This is a genomic window from Pseudomonas phenolilytica (assembly GCF_021432765.1).
GTDB classification, from domain to species: domain Bacteria; phylum Pseudomonadota; class Gammaproteobacteria; order Pseudomonadales; family Pseudomonadaceae; genus Stutzerimonas; species Stutzerimonas phenolilytica.
Genome location: NZ_CP058908.1, coordinates 933,494 through 953,620, shown reverse-complemented (window position 1 = coordinate 953,620; position 20,127 = coordinate 933,494). Strand labels below are relative to the sequence as shown.

The 20,127-nt window shown below is 68.8% G+C and carries 14 protein-coding genes; 2 read left to right on the top strand and 12 right to left on the bottom strand.

Annotation, left to right across the window (positions count from 1 at the left end):
* Positions 1-179 precede the first annotated feature (179 nt).
* Positions 180-1,673: an aldehyde dehydrogenase gene (locus tag HU825_RS04510; RefSeq protein ID WP_234302992.1), complete on the top strand. Its 1,494-nt coding sequence runs from the start codon at positions 180-182 to the stop codon at positions 1,671-1,673.
* Positions 1,674-1,751: 78 nt separating this feature from the next.
* Here the strand turns inward: HU825_RS04510 and HU825_RS04505 are convergent, their stop codons facing one another.
* From HU825_RS04505 to HU825_RS04460, 10 genes are read right to left on the bottom strand one after another with little or no spacing between them, the layout of a single operon-like run.
* On the bottom strand, positions 1,752-3,152 hold the full coding sequence (locus tag HU825_RS04505) for a glycosyltransferase family 2 protein (RefSeq protein ID WP_234302991.1): 1,401 nt from the start codon (positions 3,150-3,152) through the stop codon (positions 1,752-1,754).
* Positions 3,149-4,261, bottom strand: a complete 1,113-nt coding sequence (locus tag HU825_RS04500) for a HEAT repeat domain-containing protein (protein WP_234302990.1) — start codon at positions 4,259-4,261, stop codon at positions 3,149-3,151. The genes HU825_RS04505 and HU825_RS04500 overlap by 4 nt, the downstream gene beginning before the upstream one ends.
* Positions 4,251-5,378, bottom strand: a complete 1,128-nt coding sequence (locus HU825_RS04495; RefSeq protein ID WP_234302989.1) for a YaiO family outer membrane beta-barrel protein — start codon at positions 5,376-5,378, stop codon at positions 4,251-4,253. Before HU825_RS04495 ends, HU825_RS04500 begins: the two co-directional genes overlap by 11 nt.
* Positions 5,375-5,764: a response regulator transcription factor gene (locus HU825_RS04490; protein WP_043295092.1), complete on the bottom strand. Its 390-nt coding sequence runs from the start codon at positions 5,762-5,764 to the stop codon at positions 5,375-5,377. The genes HU825_RS04495 and HU825_RS04490 overlap by 4 nt, the downstream gene beginning before the upstream one ends.
* Positions 5,761-8,634 (bottom strand): ATP-binding protein, encoded by a 2,874-nt coding sequence (locus HU825_RS04485; RefSeq protein ID WP_431978445.1) that lies wholly within the window; start codon positions 8,632-8,634, stop codon positions 5,761-5,763. Before HU825_RS04485 ends, HU825_RS04490 begins: the two co-directional genes overlap by 4 nt.
* Positions 8,635-8,691: 57 nt before the next feature.
* Positions 8,692-10,341, bottom strand: a complete 1,650-nt coding sequence (locus tag HU825_RS04480) for a diguanylate cyclase (RefSeq protein WP_043295094.1) — start codon at positions 10,339-10,341, stop codon at positions 8,692-8,694.
* Positions 10,331-10,723, bottom strand: a complete 393-nt coding sequence (locus HU825_RS04475) for a response regulator (protein ID WP_043295096.1) — start codon at positions 10,721-10,723, stop codon at positions 10,331-10,333. Before HU825_RS04475 ends, HU825_RS04480 begins: the two co-directional genes overlap by 11 nt.
* The gene (locus tag HU825_RS04470) at positions 10,720-13,137 is read right to left on the bottom strand and encodes an ATP-binding protein (protein ID WP_234302987.1); all 2,418 of its coding nucleotides are present in this window, start codon (positions 13,135-13,137) and stop codon (positions 10,720-10,722) included. The genes HU825_RS04475 and HU825_RS04470 overlap by 4 nt, the downstream gene beginning before the upstream one ends.
* Before the next feature lie 39 nt (positions 13,138-13,176).
* Positions 13,177-13,563 (bottom strand): response regulator, encoded by a 387-nt coding sequence (locus HU825_RS04465; protein WP_003290789.1) that lies wholly within the window; start codon positions 13,561-13,563, stop codon positions 13,177-13,179.
* Positions 13,560-16,559 carry a PAS domain S-box protein gene (locus tag HU825_RS04460; RefSeq protein WP_431978462.1) on the bottom strand — a complete coding sequence of 1,000 codons (3,000 nt, stop codon included), beginning with the start codon at positions 16,557-16,559 and terminating at the stop codon, positions 13,560-13,562. Before HU825_RS04460 ends, HU825_RS04465 begins: the two co-directional genes overlap by 4 nt.
* Before the next feature lie 411 nt (positions 16,560-16,970).
* Between HU825_RS04460 and HU825_RS04455 the strand changes: the two genes are divergently transcribed.
* The gene (locus HU825_RS04455) at positions 16,971-17,969 is read left to right on the top strand and encodes a GGDEF domain-containing protein (protein WP_043295125.1); all 999 of its coding nucleotides are present in this window, start codon (positions 16,971-16,973) and stop codon (positions 17,967-17,969) included.
* Between the two features lie 22 nt (positions 17,970-17,991).
* Here HU825_RS04455 and aguA read toward each other — a convergent pair whose 3' ends face one another.
* A complete protein-coding gene (gene aguA / locus HU825_RS04450) occupies positions 17,992-19,089 on the bottom strand; it encodes an agmatine deiminase (RefSeq protein WP_077682307.1) in 1,098 nt (365 codons plus the stop codon).
* Between the two features lie 93 nt (positions 19,090-19,182).
* Positions 19,183-20,064: an N-carbamoylputrescine amidase gene (gene aguB / locus HU825_RS04445; protein ID WP_043295128.1), complete on the bottom strand. Its 882-nt coding sequence runs from the start codon at positions 20,062-20,064 to the stop codon at positions 19,183-19,185.
* Positions 20,065-20,127: the final 63 nt, after the last annotated feature.

The following is a 20,127-nucleotide window of genomic DNA, read 5'->3' as shown; positions in this document are numbered from 1 at the left end:
GGCGATGGGCGTGCACCGGCGAGAGGCCGTGTGCACGGCGAAGGTCGTTCGAGTCTATGTTTAATAAAACGAACAAAACAAGGCACAAACGGCGGTGCCCGTAAAAAATATTGATAGCCCCCGCGCCGCTGGTTTAGGGTGCCTTTTCCCGCAGCCGAATAACCGCAAGAGGATGCCTCATGACCACCCTGACCCTCGCCGACTGGCAACAGCGTGCCCGTGACCTGCGCATCGAAGGCCGTGCCTTCATCCAGGGCGAATACACCGCGGCCGCGGACGGCGCCCAATTCGACTGCATCAGCCCGATCGACGGTCGGCTGCTGGCGCAGGTGGCTAGCTGCGACCAGGCCGATGCCGAGCGCGCCGTAGCCAGCGCGCGGGCCGCGTTCGACGCAGGCAGTTGGGCGCAGCTGGCACCGGCCAAACGCAAGGCAATCATGATCCGCTTCGCCGAGCTGCTGGAGGCGCACGCCGAGGAGCTGGCGCTGCTGGAAACCCTCGACATGGGCAAGCCGATCGGCGATTCGCTGACAGTGGACATTCCCGGCGCGGCGCGGGCGCTGCGCTGGAGCGGCGAGGCGATCGACAAGATCTACGACGAGGTAGCGGCCACGCCCCACGACCAGCTCGGACTGGTCACCCGCGAGCCGGTCGGCGTGGTGGCGGCCATCGTGCCGTGGAATTTCCCGCTGATGATGGCCTGCTGGAAGCTCGGCCCGGCGCTGGCCACCGGCAACTCGGTGGTGCTCAAGCCGTCGGAGAAGTCGCCGTTGACAGCCATCCGCATCGCCCAGCTGGCGATCGACGCCGGCATTCCGGCCGGCGTGCTCAACGTGCTGCCGGGCTACGGCCACACCGTCGGCAAGGCGCTGGCGCTGCACATGGACGTCGATACCCTGGTCTTTACCGGCTCCACGCGGGTGGCCAAGCAGCTGATGATCTACGCCGGCGAGTCGAACATGAAGCGCGTCTGGCTGGAGGCGGGCGGCAAGAGCCCGAACATCGTCTTCGCCGACGCGCCCGACCTGCAGGCCGCTGCCCAGGCCGCGGCCGGCGCCATCGCCTTCAACCAGGGCGAGGTCTGCACCGCCGGTTCGCGACTGCTGGTGGAGCGTTCGATCAAGGCGCGCTTCCTGCCTATGGTGGTGGAGGCGCTCAAGGGCTGGAAGCCGGGCAACCCGCTGGACCCGGCAACCAACGTCGGCGCCCTGGTGGATATCCAGCAGCTCAATACCGTGCTCGGCTACATCGAGGCCGGACGCGCGGCGGGTGCACAGGTGCTGCTCGGCGGCCAGCGCACCCTGGAGGAAACCGGCGGGCTGTACGTCGAGCCGACCATCTTCGATGGCGTCGACAATGCGATGAAGATCGCCCAGGAGGAAATCTTCGGCCCGGTGCTCTCGGTGATCAGCTTCGACACCGCTGAGGAAGCGGTGGCGATCGCCAACGACACGCCCTACGGCCTCGCTGCCGCGGTGTGGACCGCCGACCTGTCCAAGGCGCACCGCACCGCACGGGCGCTGCGCGCCGGCAGCGTGTGGGTCAACCAGTATGATGGCGGCGACATGACCGCGCCGTTCGGCGGCTTCAAGCAGTCCGGCAATGGCCGCGACAAGTCGCTGCATGCCTTCGACAAGTACACCGAGCTGAAGGCCACCTGGATCAAACTGTAACCCCGGGCCTGGCGTCGTCGAACGCAGCGCCGAAAGCGCCGTAGGGTGGGCGGAAGCCCACCCTACGCGGCGGCCAGTTTATTGCCCCCAACTTCCGCTGCGGCGCATGACGCCCCACTGGTGCTTGCGTCGCGAGAACCACTGCCAGAGCCCGCGGCAGCGCCAGAGCGTGTTGAGCTGGCGATAGCCGAAATTCTCCAGCACCGCCATCAGGAACAGCCGCAGCATGTCGCGGCGCCGTTCGTAGACGCGAAACGACAGGGTTTCCAGCAGAAGCCCGTTGACCGACAGCAGAATGCCCATGCCGATGGCCACCAGCAGGAACGCCGCCAGCGCCGCATAGGACACCGCGCCGACGGCGAAGCCACCGAGCATGAACGCGTAACCGGCCAGCTCGATCAGCGGCCCCAGCCACTCGAACAGCGCCATGAACGGCCAGGCCAGCCAGCCGGCCGCGCCGCCGCGCAGGCTGAAGGCCAGCCGTGCGTGCCGGCTCAGGCTTTCGGCCAGTCCGCGTTGCCAGCGGCTGCGCTGGCGGCCGAGGGTGCCGGGGTCCTCGGGGCATTCGGTCCAGCAGATCGGATCGGGCAGGTAGCGGATGCGATAGGGCAGGCGCCGTTCGCGATGGTAGCGGTGCAGGCGGACCACCAGCTCCATGTCCTCGCCGACGGTGTCGGTGCGATAGCCGCCGACGGCCATCACCCGCTCGCGGTCGAACAGGCCGAAGGCGCCGGAAATGATCAGCACCGCATTGAGCGGCGACCAGCCGAGGCGGCCGAAGAGGAAGGCGCGCAGATACTCGACGATCTGCAGACGCGCCAGCCAGTTGCGCGGCAGGCCGGCCTGGATCAGGAAGCCGCCGCGTACCTGCGAGCCGTTGGCGATGCGCACCGTACCGCCGGCGGCGACGGTGCGTTCGTCCTCCAGAAACGGCTGTACCACGCGCAGCAGGCTGTCGCGCTGCAGGATGGAGTCGGCATCGACGCCGCAGAACAGGCCGTGGCGCGCGGCATTGATGCCGGCGTTCAGCGCATCGGCCTTGCCGCCGTTGAGCTTGTCGATGACCCGCAGGTTGGCGTAACGGCGCGAGCGGTAGACCGCCTCGATTGGCTGGTGGGGCACGCTCTGGCGCAGCGGGGCGGGATGTGCCACCAGATCGAACTCCTCGATCAGCAACGCCAGCGTGGCGTCCTTCGAGCCGTCGTTGATCACCAGCACTTCGAACTCCGGGTACTGCAGCTGCAGCATCGAGCGCACCGAGGTGCGGATCGTCGCCGCTTCGTTGAAGGCCGGCATCAGCACGGAAACCGGCGGCTCTACGCCGAGATAAGGCGTGATCTCGCCCACTTCGGCGCGCTGGCGCATGTAGCCGGTGAGGCTCGCCATCGACAGCACGTTGAGCAGCAGGTACATGCCGTTGAGTAGCAGAAAGTAGAGGATGAAGCCCAGCTGCAGCCACCACAGCCAGTCGATGCTCATCGGTGTACCTCGGCGATGGCGCGGCGCAGGGCGTCCTGGCCGTAGCGGTCCGGCACGCTGGCGAGCAGTGCCTGCAGGCCCTCGGGACTGGCGCCGGGCAACCGGGCCAGGCCATCGGCCGCCGCCTGTCGAACGCCCCAGTTGCGGTCGGCGAGCAGCGGCAGGAAGAGTTCCGCATCATCGCCGCGCGCCTGCCGGCCCAGCGCCTGCAGCGCGTGCAGGCGCACATCCGGGTCGCTATGGGCGAGGGCCGGCAACAGGCGCGGGCGGTCGCGCGGATCGCCCAGCTCGGCCAGGCAGCGCAGCGCGACCTGCTGGTGCTCGGCCGCGGCACCTTCGTCCAGCTGCGCCCGTGCCCAGGGCGCGACCTGGCGTGGCGCGCCATGCGGCAACAGCGCGATCAGCCGTTCGCGGCCGGCAATCATTGGATCGGCCAGGGCCGCCAGCAGCGGTTCGGTCACCGCCTCTTCGCCGGCCTGCTGACAGAGGCCCGCCAGGCGCGGCAGGGCCCAGTCGGTACGCGCCGCCGCGGCCGGCAGGATCAGTTGCATGGCGCGCGCCGGCTGCATGGCGATCAGCGTGTAGGCGCTGGCCAGCGAGACGCTGGCATTGCGGCTGAACAGCAGCGGCTGCACCGCGTCCCAGTGCGCCGGGTCGGCGAGGTGGCGCAGACAGGTGAGGCCGATCAGCTTGCTGCGCACCCGCCCGCGCAGCAGCTCCAGCGCGTGCCGATCCATGCCCAGCGCCAGCAGTGCGCGGTTCATCCGCTCGCGGGCGCTGCCGCGCAGCTGCAGCTGGGTGCGGTTCCATTGCAGCAGGAACCACAGGCGTTGCCGACGCGGCAGCGCCGGCAACGGGTCGGGCAGCTCCTCGCCGAGGCTGCAGAGGGCGAACAGCGGGCGCCATCGTTCGTTGAACTGCTGGCGGCGTGCGGCGCGACGGCGCGCCAGTTCGCCGAGCAGCAGGACCTGCAGCATCACCAGCAGGGTCAGCGCGCTCAAGGCCAGCGCCGCCTGCAGGGCCAGCTGCAGCATGCGGTCCTGCGGCCAGAGGTCGAGCAGCGGGGCGCACAGCCAGCTCGGGCAGCCGGCGAGCCACTCAGAACGCATGGCGCAGCCCCAGCTGCAACCAGCGGCGCTGGTAGTAGTCGCCCTGGCGATGCTGGCCGAATTCCCAGGTCAGCGCCCAGCCACTGTTGAGCCAGTGGCGCCCCTGCACGCCGATGGCGCGCACATCGCTGGTGATCAGTCGCTGCTCCTCGACGGCCTCTTCCTCGCCGACGGTCAGGCGCAGACCGGCGTAGCTGAGGTTGTCGTAGTAGTAGTCCAGCGCCAGGTCGTGGCCGACCGGTGTGCCGGCGTTCTGCACGTCGGTCAGGTTGAGCGTGTAGCTGGCGCGCCAGGCATTCCAGTAGCGCTCGCCGCTGAGCGCCAGACGATCGACGCGGGTGGTTTCGTACTCGGTACGACGGATGCTCGCCGCGCCGAGAAAGCCCGCCGGCAGGCGCCGCTGTAGACGCAGGTCGGCATGCCACTGCGGCAGGAAATGCGGCGAAGGCTGGTAGCCGACTTCCGACTGGACGGTCCAGTTGGCGTCCAGCGGCAGCACGCCGCCGAGTTCGGCGCCGCGATCCCACTCGCCGAAGCGCTGTTCGCGCAGCAGCGCGGCGTACCAGCCGAGCCCTTCGGGCTGGGTCGAGGCGTAGTCCAGGCGCTGGCTGCGCCAGTCGTCGTAGCCGCTGTCGAGCCAGTCGCGGCGGGTCGACAGTTCCAGCTCGTGGCGTCGCCGCGGCGGCTCGGCGAGCGCCGGCGCGGTAGCGGTGGCCGGCGAGGTCAGTGCGGCACGGGCCTGCTGCATGAGCTGCTGCACCTCGGCATAGTCCGGTGCGCGGCGCGCGGCGCGTTCCAGCACGTCCAGGGCGGCGCGCGGCCGGCCGGCCCAGAGCAGCGCCTGGCCCTGGCCGAGCAGGTAGTCGGCGTTGTCCGGCTCGCGTTGCAGCAGCTGTCGATAGCGCGCCAGTGCCGCTTGCGTGCGGCCCTGCCAGGCCAGCACGCGCGCCAGCAGGAACTGCGCCTCGGCGTCCTCCGGCTGGCGCGCCAGATGCGCTTCGAGCGTCGCCTGCGCGGCGTCGAGCTGCTGGGCCTCGACCTGGCGCCGCGCTGTGGCGACATCCGCCTGCGCCAGCGGCGCGCAGAGCGCCAGCGCCAGCCAGATCCGCCGCTTCATCGCGGTCTCCGCAGCAGACGGCGGATGCGCGCCAGCAATTCCTCCGGCTGGAACGGCTTGGTCACATAGTCGTCGGCGCCCAGCTCCAGCGCGCGGACGATGTCTACCTCGCGGGCCTTGGCGGTCAGCATCAGCACCGGCACCCGCTCCCAGCCAGGTTGCGCGCGCAGGCGCTCGATCAGTTCGAGACCGTCGTGGTACGGCAGCATGATGTCCATCAGGGTGAGGTCGGGCGGCGGCGAACCGGCGATCAGCTCCAGTGCCTCTCGCCCGTTGGCCGCGTGATCGACGCTGAAGCCGTGGCGCTCCAGCATGAAGCGCACCAGGAAGGAAATGTCTTCTTCGTCTTCCACCATCAGGATGCGTTGGCCGCTGGATTCACTCATGCATCGTCCTCGTCTGCCTCGGTTGCGGGGGTACGGTGGTGCAACAGGTGCTGGATCAGCGCCCCCAGCTCACGGCCATCGTGGCGGGATTTGACCAGCTGGCGCAGGACCAGCCGGCTGTCGTGCACGGGCGCATCCAGCGCGGAAAAGATGATCACCGGCGGCGGCGGTACGGCCTGCGCCAGCTGGTCGAACAGCTCGCTGCCGTCGCCGTCGGGCAGCATCAGGTCGACGATCGCCAGCTGGTAGCTCTGCGCGCCGAGCAGGCGGCGCGCCTCGGCCAGGCTGGCGGCGCCCTGCAGTTCGATGTCCAGCGGCTCGATCTGCCGCGCCAGCAGCAGGCGCAGGTCCTGGTCATCCTCGACATGGAGGATGCGTGGCCGTGCCGGGTGCTCGGTCAGGCAGGCGTTGACCACATCCAGCAGGCGCGCCGGGTCGACCGGCTTGGGCAGCCAGTCGATCACGCGCACCGCGCCGCCGCGCAGCTGGCCGTCGTCTTCGTCGCGGCGCTGCGGCTGCAGACCGACGATCAGCACCGGCAGATGGCGGTAGGCCGGCTGGCTGCGCAGGCCCTGGAGAAAGGCGCCGACGTCCTCGTCGGCGAGCGCCGGGCTGAGCGTCAGCGCCTGCACGCGGTATTCGGCCAGCAGGTCGCGGGCGTCCAGCGCCGTGGCGGCCAGCAGCGTGGCGTAGCCCTGCTCGTGCAGCGTCTCGGCCAGTCGCGCGGCCGCGGCGCAATCCGGTTCGACGATGAGAATGTGGCTCTGCCCGGCCGCGGCTGGCGGCGCGAGCGCAGGGGCCGACGCAGTCGCCAGCGGCAGGCGCAGCCAGAAGCGCGTGCCACGGCCTTCCTGGCTGTCGAAACCGATGCTGCCGTGCATCTGCTCGACCAGCGAGCGAGTGATCGCCAGGCCGAGGCCGGTGCCGCCGCGGCGGCGGGCGTCGGAGGCGTCGGCCTGGGCGAAGCGCTCGAAGATGCGCCCGCGAAAACTTTCCGGGATGCCTGGCCCCTGATCCTGCACGCCGAGTTCGAGGCCGTCCGCGCCGCTGCGCAGGTCGACGCTGACGCGGCCGCCGGCGGGCGAGTGCTTGATCGCGTTGGACAGCAGGTTGGCCATGATTTGGGCGAAGCGGTCCGGATCGAGGTTGGCCTCGACGCGTGCGGCGGCGTCCGGCGGCACCTGCTGCAGCTGCACGTCGAAGCTGCGCGCATAGGGTTCGATGTCGTGCAGCGCCTGCGCGACCAGCGCGCGCACATCGCACAGCTGCAGGTCGAAGGTCAGGCGGCCGGCCTCGAGCTTTTCGATGTCGAGGATGTCGTTGATCAGGCGCACCAGGCGCTCGCTGTTCTTGTGCGCGATTTCCAGCAGCGGCTGCGCCTCGGCCGTGCCGGGTGCGACGAAACCACTGGCGAGCATGCCCAGCGCGCCGCGGATCGCGGTCAGCGGGGTGCGCAGCTCATGGCTCACGGTGGAAATGAACTCGGTCTTCATCTGTTCCATGCGCCGGCGCAGGGAGATGTCCACCGCCACGGTGACCACGTGGCAGATGCTCGGCGACAGCCGCAGCGGCCGCTTGACCAGTTGCAGCCAGCGTTCCTGGCCGAAGGCGTCGATGAGACTGACGTCGCTGCTGCGCAGTTCGCCGCCGGCAAGCAGTTCGCTTTCGCCCTGCAACAACGGCAGCAGCCGCTGCGCGCCCGGCAGCTCGTCGAGGCGGCGCTGCTCGATATGCTGTGGCTGGCAGTCGAGCAGCGCGGCGAAGGCGGTGTTGCAGAGCAGGAAACGGCCGTGAGCGTCGCGCACGAAGATCAGGTTTTCGTCGGTGTCGACCACCTTGCGCAGGAACGCCTGCTGCTGCTGCAGGCTGTCACGGTTGCGCTGCAGCTCGGTGATGTCGCGGGCGATGGCCAGGTGATCGCCGAGCCCGGTGGGCAGTAGGCGGACCTCGAACATGCGCCGGCTGGCCACCTCGCACCAGATGTTCTGCCGCGGGTAGTCGGCATCCGGCTGCGCCAGCAGGTCGAGCAGCAGCGGTTCGATGGCCTGCGGCGCCGGGCCGCGGATGCTGCGTGGCTGCGACAGGCTGGACACCTGCCGCTGGGCGTCGATCGCATACAGCTGATCGGGAATGGTCTGCAGCAGCGCATCCAGCCGCGCCTCGCCGGCCTGTGCCTGTCGGGCCAGCGCCTGGCGCGTGGCCAGGTTGCGGCGCACCGCCCACAGCGCGGCGAAAAACAGCGCGGCCACCAGCAGGCTGCCGATCAGCGCCACGCGGCGGCTGTGGGCGATGGTCTCGCGCACCGCCCGGTTGGCATCGAAGAGCTGTTGCCGCTCGCGGTTTTCGACATCGTCGAGCAGTTCGCGCAGGCGGTCCATGAGCTGTTTGCCGCCGGCCTGGTGCAGGTGCGTGGCGGCGACGGCCAGGCCGCTCTCGCGGCGCACGCGGATATTGCTGGCCGCGATGGTCAGGCGCTCGGCGGCGGTGCTGTCGAACTGCTCGAACCAGCGCTGCTGCGGGTAGCCGCGCGCGTCGGCAAACTCCTGCAGCTGGCGGCGGTGGGCTTCCAGTTCGATCAGGCCGCTGGCATAGGCGTCGAGATAGGCCTCGTCGGCGGTGATGACGAAGCCGCGCGTGCCGGTTTCGATGTCCTGCAGCGCGGAGCGAATCGCCTGGATCGCCGTGATGGTTTCGAGGCTCTGGCTGACGGCCTGGTTGGTCTGCAGCACCGCTTCCTGGGTGCGCTTGCCTTGCCAGCCGAGGGCGACCAGTAGCATGAACGCAACGACAAAGGCGAACGGATGCCAGCGTATGGCGGGCCGGGTATGCAAACTGGACTCCTTGTGCCGCTGGACGAGCGCGCATGGCATGGCCGTCCGGATTCGGGCTATGACGTTGGACTCGCTGCGGCTGCGGTAGTTCGGTGGTCAGCCGGCGCTGGCGATGCGGACCTGGTTGCGGCCGTCGCGCTTGGCGATGTACAGCGCCTGATCGGCCTGTTCGAGCAGCACCGCCGGCGGGGTCTCGCCGTCGGTGGCGCTGATGCCGGCGCTGAGCGAGACGGTGAAGCTGCGCGCGTCGCTGGCGTTGAAGGTCAGCGTGGCAAAGCGCTCGCGGATCTCGTCGAAGATGCGCCGCGCCTCCTCGGCGGTGCATTCGGGCAGCACCGCGACGAATTCCTCGCCGCCGTAGCGGCCGAGGCTGTCGATCCGCCGCAGGCGCTGCCGCAGCAGATTGGCCAGCGCGCGGATGACGCTGTCACCGGCGGCGTGGCCGTAGCGGTCGTTGACCTGCTTGAAGTGGTCGAGGTCGAGCATCACCACGCTGGTCGGCTTGCTGGCCCGGCTGGCGCGCTGCACTTCGATGGCCAGCTGGTCCTTGATGTCGGCGTGCTTGAGCAGGCCGGTCAGGCTGTCGCGCGACAGCGCGGTGCTCAGCGAGCGGGCGCGCTGGGCGTGGGAGTACACCGCGGCGATCAGTTCGCTGTCGCCCAGCGGCTTGCTGAGGAAGTCGTCGCCGGCCTTGAGCAGCGCGGCCATCTGCCGGTTGATGTCGGTCTCGGCGGACAGGTAGATGATCGTCACCCGCAGCCATTCGTCGTGCAGGCGAATCATCTGCGCCAGCTCCGGACCGCTGCAGCCGGGCATGTCGACATCCAGCACCAGCACCTCGGGATTGAAGGTGTGCATCAGCTCCAGCACGCGTTGCGGCTCGCTGAGCGTCTGCACCTGCATCTGCGAGTTGCGCAGCACCAGGCCGTAGCGCTCGGCCAGGGCGTGGTCGTCGTCGACGATCAGCACCCGATAGGGTTCGCCCTGCTGGCGGTTCAGGCAGCGCTCCAGGCTGTTCTCCAGCTGGGCGAGGTCCAGCGGACGGGAGAAGAAGCCCTGGGCGCCGGCACGCACGGCGGCCAGCTGGCTGGCGAAGCCGGCGTCCGCATGGATCGCCAGCAGCGGCAGCGGGGTGCCCAGGCGCTGCTGCAGCGCGGCGATCGGCAGGAGCTCGTCGTCGCGCCTGACACTGACGATCAGCGCATCCGGTAGCTGCTGCTCGACGGCCTGCTGCAGCGTGGGGAAATCGCGGCACAGCAGCGTTTCGTAGCCGAAGTTGTCCAGCGTCTGCGCCATGCCGGCGCCGGCGACGGCATCGCTTTCCAGCAGATAGATGCGGCAGCCCGGCAGCGGCTCGTCGTGCAGATCGCCGGGACCCAGGTCGGGTACCGCATGGCCGTCGTGCCAGGCGAACTCGGCGAACTGGCGCACGGCGCGGGCGAACGCGCCGAGCGCCTGCGCGCTCGGCTTGCTGCTGTCGAGCCAGCGGTTTGCGCGTTGTTCGAGCACGCGGGCGCGCTCGCCGAGCGGACCGAAGCCGAAGCTGCCTGCCGCGCCGGCCAGCTTGTGCAGTTGCTCGCGGATCCGCCGGACCTGCTCGCGGCGTTGCGCCGGCCTGCCGCTGTGCTGCAGTTCGCCGGCCAGCTCGCCGAGTGCCGGCAGCTCGTGGCGCAGGCGCTCGGCGAACTGCTCGTTCTGCAGTTGCAGCTGGCGCTGCAGTTCGGCGAGTGCGCCCTCAGACAGCATGGTGACGCTCCTCCCAGATGGTGCGCAGTCGGGCGGCCAGCTGCAGCGGGTCGAACGGCTTGTGCAGCACGGCGTGCATGCCCAGCCGGGATAGCTCGTCGTGCTCCTCGAACTGCAGATTGCCGGTCAGGAACACCACGGGCACGTCGCTCAGGTCGATGCGTTCGGCGAGCTGGCGCAGCAACTCGACGCCGTCCATCTGCGGCAGCATCACGTCGAGCAGGATCAGCTGCGGCGCGAAGGCCTCGACCTGCTCCAGCGCGGCCTGACCGGACGGGCAGCTGAGCACCTCGAAACCGCCGAGCTTCTCCAGCGCGATGCGGGTGATCACCTGGATCGACGGCACGTCCTCGACATGCAGAATGCGTTTGAGCTCTCTCATCGGGCGCCTTCCTCGGCCGTCGCGGGTGGCTCGCAGGGCAGTTCGAACCAGAAACAGGCGCCTTCGCCTTCGACCGAATCGAAGCCGATGCGTCCGCCCATGTGCTCGATCAGCTCCTTGCTGATCGCCAGGCCCAGGCCGGTGCCGCCCTGCTGGCGACTGTCGGAGGAGTCGGCCTGAGCGAACTTCTGGAACACCCGCTCGCGAAAGCCCGCGGGGATTCCCGGCCCCCGGTCTCGGACGCTGACGCGTACCCGGCCGTCACGTCGTTCGGCACGCAACTCGACGGTTTCGCCGGGCGGGGAGAATTTCGCCGCGTTGGCCAGCAGGTTGCTCAGCACCTGGTGCAGGCGCCGGTCGTCGACGCGCACCCGCAGGGCCTCGCCGGGCTGCAGTTGCAAATGCACGCCGTGGCGTTCGGCGTAGCCGCGATTGCCGCTCAGCGCCTGCTGCAGCAGCGGTTGCAGGGGCTGCAGGCGCGGGACGAAGCGCATCTTGCCGGCGGCCAGCTTGTCCATGTCGAGCAGGTCGTCGATCAGCGCGCCGAGCCGCTGGCTGTTCTGGTAGGCGATGTCCAGCAGCTCGCGCATTTCGCCCGGCACCACGCCCATGACATCGGAGCCGAGCAGCGCCAGCGCGCCGGTGATCGAGGTCAGCGGCGTGCGCAGCTCGTGGCTGACGGTGGAGATGAACTCGCGCTGCAGCCGTTCGATGCGCTTGCGTTCGGTGATGTCGTGCAGCACCGCCACCGCGCCCATCGGCTCGCCGGCGGAGGTGTACAGCGGATCGGCGTTGACCAGCACGTGGCGCGGCGCGTCGCCGGCGATCAGGGTCATTTCCTCGTTGCTGATGCGCTCGCCGTGCAGCGCGCGCCACAGCGGAATCCGCTCGGCCGGCATCGGCGTCACGCCGTCGGGCAGGCACAGCCGGTACTGCGCGCTCCACTCCTCCACGCGGATCGGCAGCACATCGGCGCGGTGCCACTGCTTGGCCTTTTCGTTGAACAGCGTCAGGTTGCCGGCCGCGTCGCAGGCGATGACGGCTTCGGACAGCGCCTCGAGCAGGCGGCGGTTCATTTCCTGCTGCTTGTCCAGCTCGAGCTGCTCGGCCTTGCGCGCGGTGATGTCGGTGACCAGGCCGTGCCAGAGCACCGAGCCGTCGGCCTGCGGCAGCGGCGTGGCGCGCGCTTCGATCCAGATCAGGCCCTTGCGCGGGTGATCGATGCGGTGTTCGGCATGCCAGCTGCTCAGGCTGGAGGTGGCCTGGCGAATGCTGCGCAGCAGTGCCGGACGGTCTGCGAGCGGCACCCGCGCGAAGATCGGCGCGATGCTGGTGCTCAGCTCGGCGGGCGTCAGCGCGTAGATCGCCTCGACACCTTCGCTGACGTAGAGGAAGCGTCCCGGTGCGTTCGGCCGCCACTGGAACTGGAAGAGCATGCCCGGCACCTGCGCGGCGATCTGCTGCAGGCGCAGGCGCAGCTGCTCCTGGTAGGCCAGGTCGTAGGCGCTGATCAGGTAGCCGCGCGGCGCGCCCTGTTCGTCGCGGATCGGTGCGACGCTGAGCAGCACCGGCACTTCGGCGCCGTTGCGATGGCGCAGCTGCCAGCGCGACATTTCCCGCCGGCAGTTGGGCAGCGGCGTGGTGAGCGCGGCGAAGTCGCTGTCCAGCGAGCGGCCCAATTCGGCGCTCAGCACCGCGGCGTGCCGCTGCAGCGCGCGCGGGTCGAACAGCCCGACCAGCGGCTGGCCGAGCAGCTCCTGCTGGCTGAAGCCGAGCAGCCGCTCGGCGGTGGGGGTGAGGCTGGCGATATGGCCGTCGATGTCGGTGACCAGCACCGCCGAGGTGGCGCTGTCGAGCATTGCCTGCTGCAGCGCGGCCTGTTCGGCGTGGCGGTGTGCCAGCAGGCGCGTCTCGAACAGGCGCATGACCTGGCGGCTCAGACGCGCCAGGGTGTCGCGCTGCTCGGCGTCGAGCTGGCGCGGCTGGCGGTCGATGACGCAGAGCGTGCCGAGCTGGTAGCCATCCGGGGTGCTCAGCGGCGCGCCGGCGTAGAAGCGGATGTGCGGGTCGCCGGTGACCAGCGGGTTGTCGGCAAAGCGTGGGTCCTGCTGCGCATCGGCGACTTCGAAGATGCCGCTGCCGGCGATGGTGTGGGTGCAGAAGGAGATTTCCCGCGGGGTTTCGCTGACCCCCAGACCCACGCGGCTCTTGAACCACTGGCGGTGCTCGTCGACCAGCGAGATCAGCGCGATCGGCGTACCGCACAGGCGCGCGGCGAGCACGGTGAAGTCATCGAACTGGTCTTCCTCGGGCGTATCGAGGATTTCGTAGCGCAGCAGCGCCGCCAGCCGCGACAGCTCGCGGGGCGCGGAGGGCGCCGGGAGTGACGCTGGGCTCGGTGGCGTTGACTGCATGGAAGCCTGCACGGGTCATGAATCGGGGTGACTAGCGCTCTAGTATCGGCCAGCCGCCCAGATGCTGCGAATCTGATCGGCCAGGCGCATCGGATCGAACGGTTTGATGATCACGTCGCGGGCGCCGAGGCTGCGCAGGTGTTCGATCTCGCGCGGCTGCACCTTGGCGGTCATGAAGGCCACCGGCACCTGCGTCAGATCGATGCGTTCGCTCAGGCACCGCAGTGTCTGCGGACCGTCCATGCCCGGCATCATAACGTCCAGCAGGATGAAGTCGGGGGCGAAGGTCTCGACTTCGTCCAGGGCCTGCGTGCCCGAGGCGCAGGAGAGCACCTGAAAGCCGCCAACCACTTCGAGCGCCAGGCGTGCCACGGCCTGGATGGACGGATCGTCCTCGACGTGGAGGATGCGTCGTAGCTCACTCATGCGATGTTCTCCGGTGGTTGCCAATCGGGTTCATTGCGGCGCTCGAACGGTGCAGGCGTGGCGACGGGCAGTTCGAACCAGAAGCAGGCACCCTGGCCGGCCACGGAGTCGAAACCGATGCGTCCGCCCATGTGCTCGATCAGCTCCTTGCTGATCGCCAGGCCCAAGCCGGTGCCACCCTTCTGCCGGGTGTCGGACGAATCGGCCTGGGAAAACTTCTCGAAGATCCGCGCGCGAAACGCCTCCGGCACGCCGGGGCCCTGGTCGCGCACGCCGACCCAGACGTGCCCGCCGCGCTGTTCGCTGCTCAGTTCGACCACACCTTCGACCGGCGAGAACTTGATGGCGTTGGTCAGCAGGTTGGCCAGCACCTGCTGCAGGCGATCGTCGTCGACGTTGACCAGCGGGTCCGCCTCGCCGCGCAGGACCAGCCGCACGCGCTGCTGCCCGGCATAGCCGCGGTTGCTGGCCAGCGCCTGCTCCAGCAGCGGGCGCAGCGGCTGTACGCGCAGGGCGAAGGTCATCTTGCCGGCGACCAGCTTGTCCATGTCCAGCAGGTCGTCGATCAGCCGACCCAGGCGCAGGCTGTTTTGCTGGGCGATGGCGAGCATGTCGCGCATTGGCGTCGGCGTCTCGCCGAGCGCGCCGCCGGTGATCAGCCCGAGTGCGCCGGCGATGGAGGTCAGCGGCGTGCGCAGTTCGTGGCTAACGATGGAGACCAGCTCGCTCTTCAGTCGTTCGATGCGCTTGCGCTCGGTGATGTCGCGCACCAGGCCGATGAACTTGCATTCGCCGTGATGGGTTATCTGCGACACGCGCAGTTCGATGGTGAAGGTTTCGCCATTGCTGCGCAGCGCGGTCAGCTCGCGGTTCTGCTCCAGCGCGCGGGGGATGCCGCGCCGGGCGTAGGTGTCGAGGTAGCCGTCATGCGCCGAGCGATCGGGCTCGGGCATCAGCATCGACAGGTTGCGCCCGAGTACCTGCACGGCGCTGTAGCCGAAGACGGTCTCGGCGGCGTGGTTGAAGGTTTCGATGATGCCGCGCTGGTCGATGATGATGATCGCGTCGATGACGTTGGCGATCAGCATGCTCAGGTAGCGCTCGCGCTCCTGCATGTCCTGCTGGGCGCGGCGGTGCGCGGTGATGTCCCAGATGAAACCTTCGCACCATGCCTCGCCGCTGTCGGCGTCGTGCAGCAGCCGGCCGCGTTCGCGCAGCCAGAGCCCGCGGCCACTGGCGTCGCGGATGCGGTAGGTGAGTTCGTAGACGTCCTGCCCCGCCGGGCGCCGCGCCTGTGGCAGATCGTCGGGATGGACTAGGCTCAAATAGCTGCGCGCGCGCTCGCCGATCAGGTCGTCCGCCCGGTAGCCGGTCAGGCGTTCGATGCCCTCGCTCAGGTAGTGCATGCGGCGTTCGGCATCGTCGCTGCAACGATAGACCGCGCCAGGCAGGTTGCTGACCATGCCGCGATAGCGACTCTCGCTTTGCTGTAGCGCGCGGGTGGCCTGCATCAGCTCGGTGATCTCGGTGACGACGCCGTGCCAGAGCACCGAGCCGTCGGCGAGATTCTCGGCGCTGGCGCGACCCTCCAGCCAGAGGGTGCCGCGCTGCGGGTTGTCGAGGCGAAATTCGGTGGCTGCGCTGCCTTCGCGGATCGCGCGGGTCAGCGTGTGGCGCAGGCGCGGCAGGTCGTCGGGGTGCACGCTGCGCATCGCCAGGCGTGGATCGCCGGTCAGCTCGGTGGCGTTCCGGCCATACAGCGCGCTGGCGCCTTCGCTGATATAGAGGAATGCGTAGCGGCCGTCGGCGTAGCGCTTGAGCTGGAAAACCATGCCCGGCAGCAGGCTGGCGATCTTCTGCGCGCGTTCGAGCATGCGCTGGTGGTTGCGCGCCTGCTGCTGCTGGCTGAGGCGGTGCTGTTCCTGGACGATCAGGCGCCGCTGCAGCAGGAAGACCAGCAGCCACAGCAGCAGCTCGGCGATCAGCCAGGCCATGCCCCATTTCAGCAGTACCAGCTCCTCGGCCCGCGCGCGCTCGGCGACCAGTGCGCTGATATCGCGCCAGACCAGCGCGGCGGCCACGGGCGCGCGCGCCGCCTGCTGCTGCCGGGTATCGTGCAGCGGAATCTGGTTGACCAGAAAGCTGCGCCCGTCCGCCTGCAGCACGCGTTGCGCCATGCCGCTCGCCGGTGCCGGCAGCAGCTCCCGCTGCGCCCAGTGCAGGACCTGCGTGGCCGAGTGGCCGACGAGCAGCCAGTCGCTGTCGCGGCCCAGCTGGGCGCCGACCGGCGGCGGCACCTGTGCGGCGAGCAACGCCTTGCGGTCGACGATCAGCGCCAGCCCGGCGCGCAGCTGCTCGCCCAGCTCGTCCAGCCGGGGCAGGGCGTCGAAGCCGACCTCCAGTGCGCCGATGACCTCGCCGGCGGCGTCACCCTCGCCGCGCAGCGGCACGATGCTGCGGTTGCTGGCGCCGTGGCGGCCGATGTCGAGGCCGACCTGGCTGCGCCCTTCACGCAGCGCCGCGGCGAGCAGCGGGCGCTGCGCGGCCTGCGGATCGCCATAGGCATCGGGGCGCTGCATGCGCAGCACGTTGTAGCCCTCGGCGCCCCAGAACAGCTGCAATTGCAAGCCCTGCTGAGTCTGCATGGCCTGCCACGCCGGCAGCAGGTACTCGCTCAGCTGCAGCCGCAGCAGGCGTACCCGCGAGTCGCTCCAGGGCGTGCCGGCGCGCAGCAGCGGGTCGAGCTGGCGCATCGCCGCGAGCACCCGTGGGTCATCCGCCAGCGTGGCGGCGAGGGTCTGCGCCTGGCGTTCCTGGCCGCGCTGAGCGCTCTGCAGGGCGAGGCTCTGCAGGTTGCCGTGGTTGCTGACTTCCAGTTTCCAGAGTGCCGCGCGGCCGAAATGGTCGTTGAGTGCCAGTGCGCCGAACAGCAGCGCCAGCAGCAGACTGCCGAGGCCGAACAACCGCCGGGGCTTGGGCAGACGCAGAAAGGTCATGCGCATGGCGCGCTCCGGCAGCAGCGGTGTGCGGCCACACGGTACACGGGAGGAGAAACGTCAGATCGATGCTGCATCGCCGGCAGATTCCAGAAACAACGGGTGATGGCGTACTGACATCATGAGGGCGCGAATTGTAGACCAACTCGTGCGGCGGTTTGCAGGGGCCGGCGCCAACATGTCGTTCATCACAACCGAAGGGCGACGGAAAATCAGCTGTCAGGCGACGGTCGGTCTTGTCTGCGGCATGTGCGAGATACGCCACCCGAACAGCCCGCTCACGACCTTTCGGACGGCACAAGCGACCGTTGGGTGCCGCCCCGGAACTTTGTCGGTTGCCGACTCTCTGAACAGCTTCTTGAATCATTGAAGCTGCTGCGGCAGACGGTTGCGGCGGGTTGGGGCGAGCACATGCAGTTGGCGAGCAAGCGAAGCGAAAAGGGGATAGGGATGCTGCCGGGCGTAGATGCACAGACGCTGATGGCGCTGATGCATGCGCGCGGCGAGGTGGCGCGCCTGAGTGCGCGCGATCAGCTGTTCAGCACCCTGCTCGGCGGCGTCAACGCCGTGCTCTGGGCCTTTGACTGGCAGGCGCAGCGGATGGTCTACGTCAGCCCGGCCTACGAGCAGATCTTCGGCCGCTCGGCGGCGCTGCTGCTGGCCGACTACGGCGAGTGGCGCAACAGCATCTACCCGGACGACCTGGACTATGCGCAGAAGAGCCTGCTCGAGGTGCTCGACGAGGGTGCCGTGGAAACCCGCGAGTACCGCATCATCCGCGGCGACGGCCAGCTGCGCTGGTTGAGCGACAAGTGTTTCCTCGGTCGGCGTGCCGAGAATGGCCAGGGACCGATCATCGTCGGCATCGCCGAGGACATCACCGAGAAGAAACAGCTCGAAGGCGAACTGCAGCGCCTGGCGACCACCGACGTGCTGACCCAGAGCAGCAATCGCCGGCACTTCTTCGACTGCGCCCAGCGCGAATTCGAGCATGCCCAGCAGTTCGCTTCGCCACTGGCGTTTCTGCTGCTGGATATCGATGACTTCAAGCGCATCAATGACACTCACGGCCATCCGATCGGCGACCAGGTGTTGCAGCGCGTGGCACAGTGCGGCGCCTCGGTGCTGCGCCGCGGTGACGTGTTCGGTCGCATCGGCGGTGAGGAATTTGCCGCGGTGCTGCCCGGCTGCCAGCCGGACCTGGCCGAACAGATCGCCCAGCGCCTGCAGCGCGAGATCCAGCGCCTGTCGTTCAGCCTGCCGAACGGGACGCGCTTCAGCGTCACCGCGAGCTTTGGTCTGACCTACCTGCGGGCCGACGACGCCGAACTGGCGTCGGTTTTCGCCCGCGCCGACGCCGCGATGTACAAGGCCAAGCGGCTGGGCAAGAACCAGGTCATCGTCGCCTAGCCGGCGCGAACCTTGCCGCGACCTACGGTTGCGGCTGCTGCTGGGTAATGCAGTGGATGTTGCCGCCGCCCAGCAGAATTTCCCGCCCCGGCACCATCACCACCTCACGCTCGGGAAACAGCCTGCGCAGAATGGCCTCGGCCTCGCTGTCGTGCGGGTCGTCGAAGCTCGGCGCGACGATGCCGCCGTTGACGATGAGGAAGTTCACGTAGCTGCCGGCCAGACGGATCGTTGCTGCACGCGTCTGGCTGCCTTCCGCCGGCTGCACGCCGGCGCATTCTTCCTCAGTCGCATACAGCGGGCCGGGAATCGGCATCTTGTGCACCTTGAGCGCGCGACCGCGGGCGTCGCGGGCCTGGTCGAGGCAGCGCAGCGCCTGCTGGCAGCGCTCGAAGTTGGGGTCGTTGACATCGTCGGTCCAGGCCAGCAATACCTCGCCGGGCCGCACGAAGCAGCAGAAGTTGTCGACGTGGCCGTCGGTTTCGTCGTTGTACAGGCCCCACGGCAGCCAGATCACCTTGTCGATGGCCAGGTGCTCGGCGAGCACCGCCTCGATTTCCTCGCGTGACAGCTGCGGGTTGCGGTTGCGGTTGAGCAGGCATTCCTCGGTGGTGATCAGCGTGCCCTCGCCGTCGACGTGGATCGAGCCGCCCTCGAGCACGAAGCCTGCGGTGCGGTAGCGCTGGCAGCGTTCGAGCTCGAGGATCTTCTGCGCCACCTCGTCATCGCGCTGCCAGTCGGCATACAGCCCGCCATCCTCGCCACCCCAGGCGTTGAAGCTCCAGTCGACGCCGCGCAGGCCGCCCTTGCCATCGATGACGAAGGTCGGCCCGGTGTCACGCACCCAGGCGTCGTCGCTGCTGATTTCCACCACGCGGATGCGCGGATCGTCGAGCTGCTCGCGGGCGGTTACGTATTGCGCGGCCGAGGCGCACACCGTCACCGGCTCGAAGCGGGCGATGGCCTTGGCGACAGCGGTGAAGGCTGCTTGAGCCGGTGACGCGTTGTCCCGCCAGTTGTCCGGGCGTTCCGGCCAGACCATCCAGGTCTGGCTGTGCGGCGCCCATTCGGCGGGCATGTGGAAGCCGTCTTGGCGCGGCGTCGAGCTGAGGATGGTCATCGCGATCTCTCTCGTAGGGTGGAAAATCGCGCAGCGTTTTCCACCGAGGGTACAACCGGTGGAAAAGGCCGTTGGCCGTTTTCCACCCTGCGTTCATTCCGACGGCGTCTGGCCGTCGAGGGTGCGGATCGGGCCGTAGAGGTTCGGCCGGCGGTCGCGGAACACGCCCCAGGCGCTGCGGATATGCTCCAGCTGATCGAGATCGAACGAGTGCACCAGCACGCCCTCGCTGGTCTCGTCCATTTCCTCGACCTTGGCGCCGAACTGGTCGGCGATGAACGACGAGCCGTAGAAGGTGATGTCGTAGCCGTCCTGCTCCTCTTTACCGACGCGGTTGCTGGCGATCAGCGGCATCAGGTTGGCTCCGGCATGGCCCTGCTGCACGCGCTGCCAGTGGTCGCGCGAGGTGATGTTCGGGTCGTGCGGTTCGCTGCCGATGGCGGTGGGGTAGAACAGCAGCTCGGCACCCATCAGCGCCATGCTGCGGGCGGTCTCGGGGAACCACTGGTCCCAGCAGATGGCCACGCCGATGCGCGCATAGCGGGTCTGCCAGACCTTGAAGCCGCTGTCGCCGGGGTTGAAGTAGTACTTCTCGTGGTAACCGGGGCCGTCCGGGATGTGGCTCTTGCGGTAGACGCCGAGCAGCGTGCCGTCGGCGTCGATGATGGCGATGGAGTTGAAGCGCGCGCGCCCGGCCAGTTCGAAGAAGCTGATCGGCAGCACCACCTTGAGCTCGGCGGCGACCTTCTGGAAATGCCGGATCGCCGGGTTGTCCTCGACCGAGGTGGCCAGCTGCAGATACTCGGGGTTGGGCTTCTGGCAGAAGTAGGGGGTCTCGAACAGTTCCTGAATCAGGATGATCTGCGCGCCCTTGGCGGCGGCTTCGCGCACCAGCTTCTCGGCGTTGGCGATGTTCGCCTGGCGATCCCAGGAGCAAGCCATCTGGGTGGCGGCGACAGTGACGGTACGGGACATGGGCTGGCCTCGCGGAAAAATAATGGTTCGGTCAGGAATGGAGTGATTCTAGGCGAGATTGTT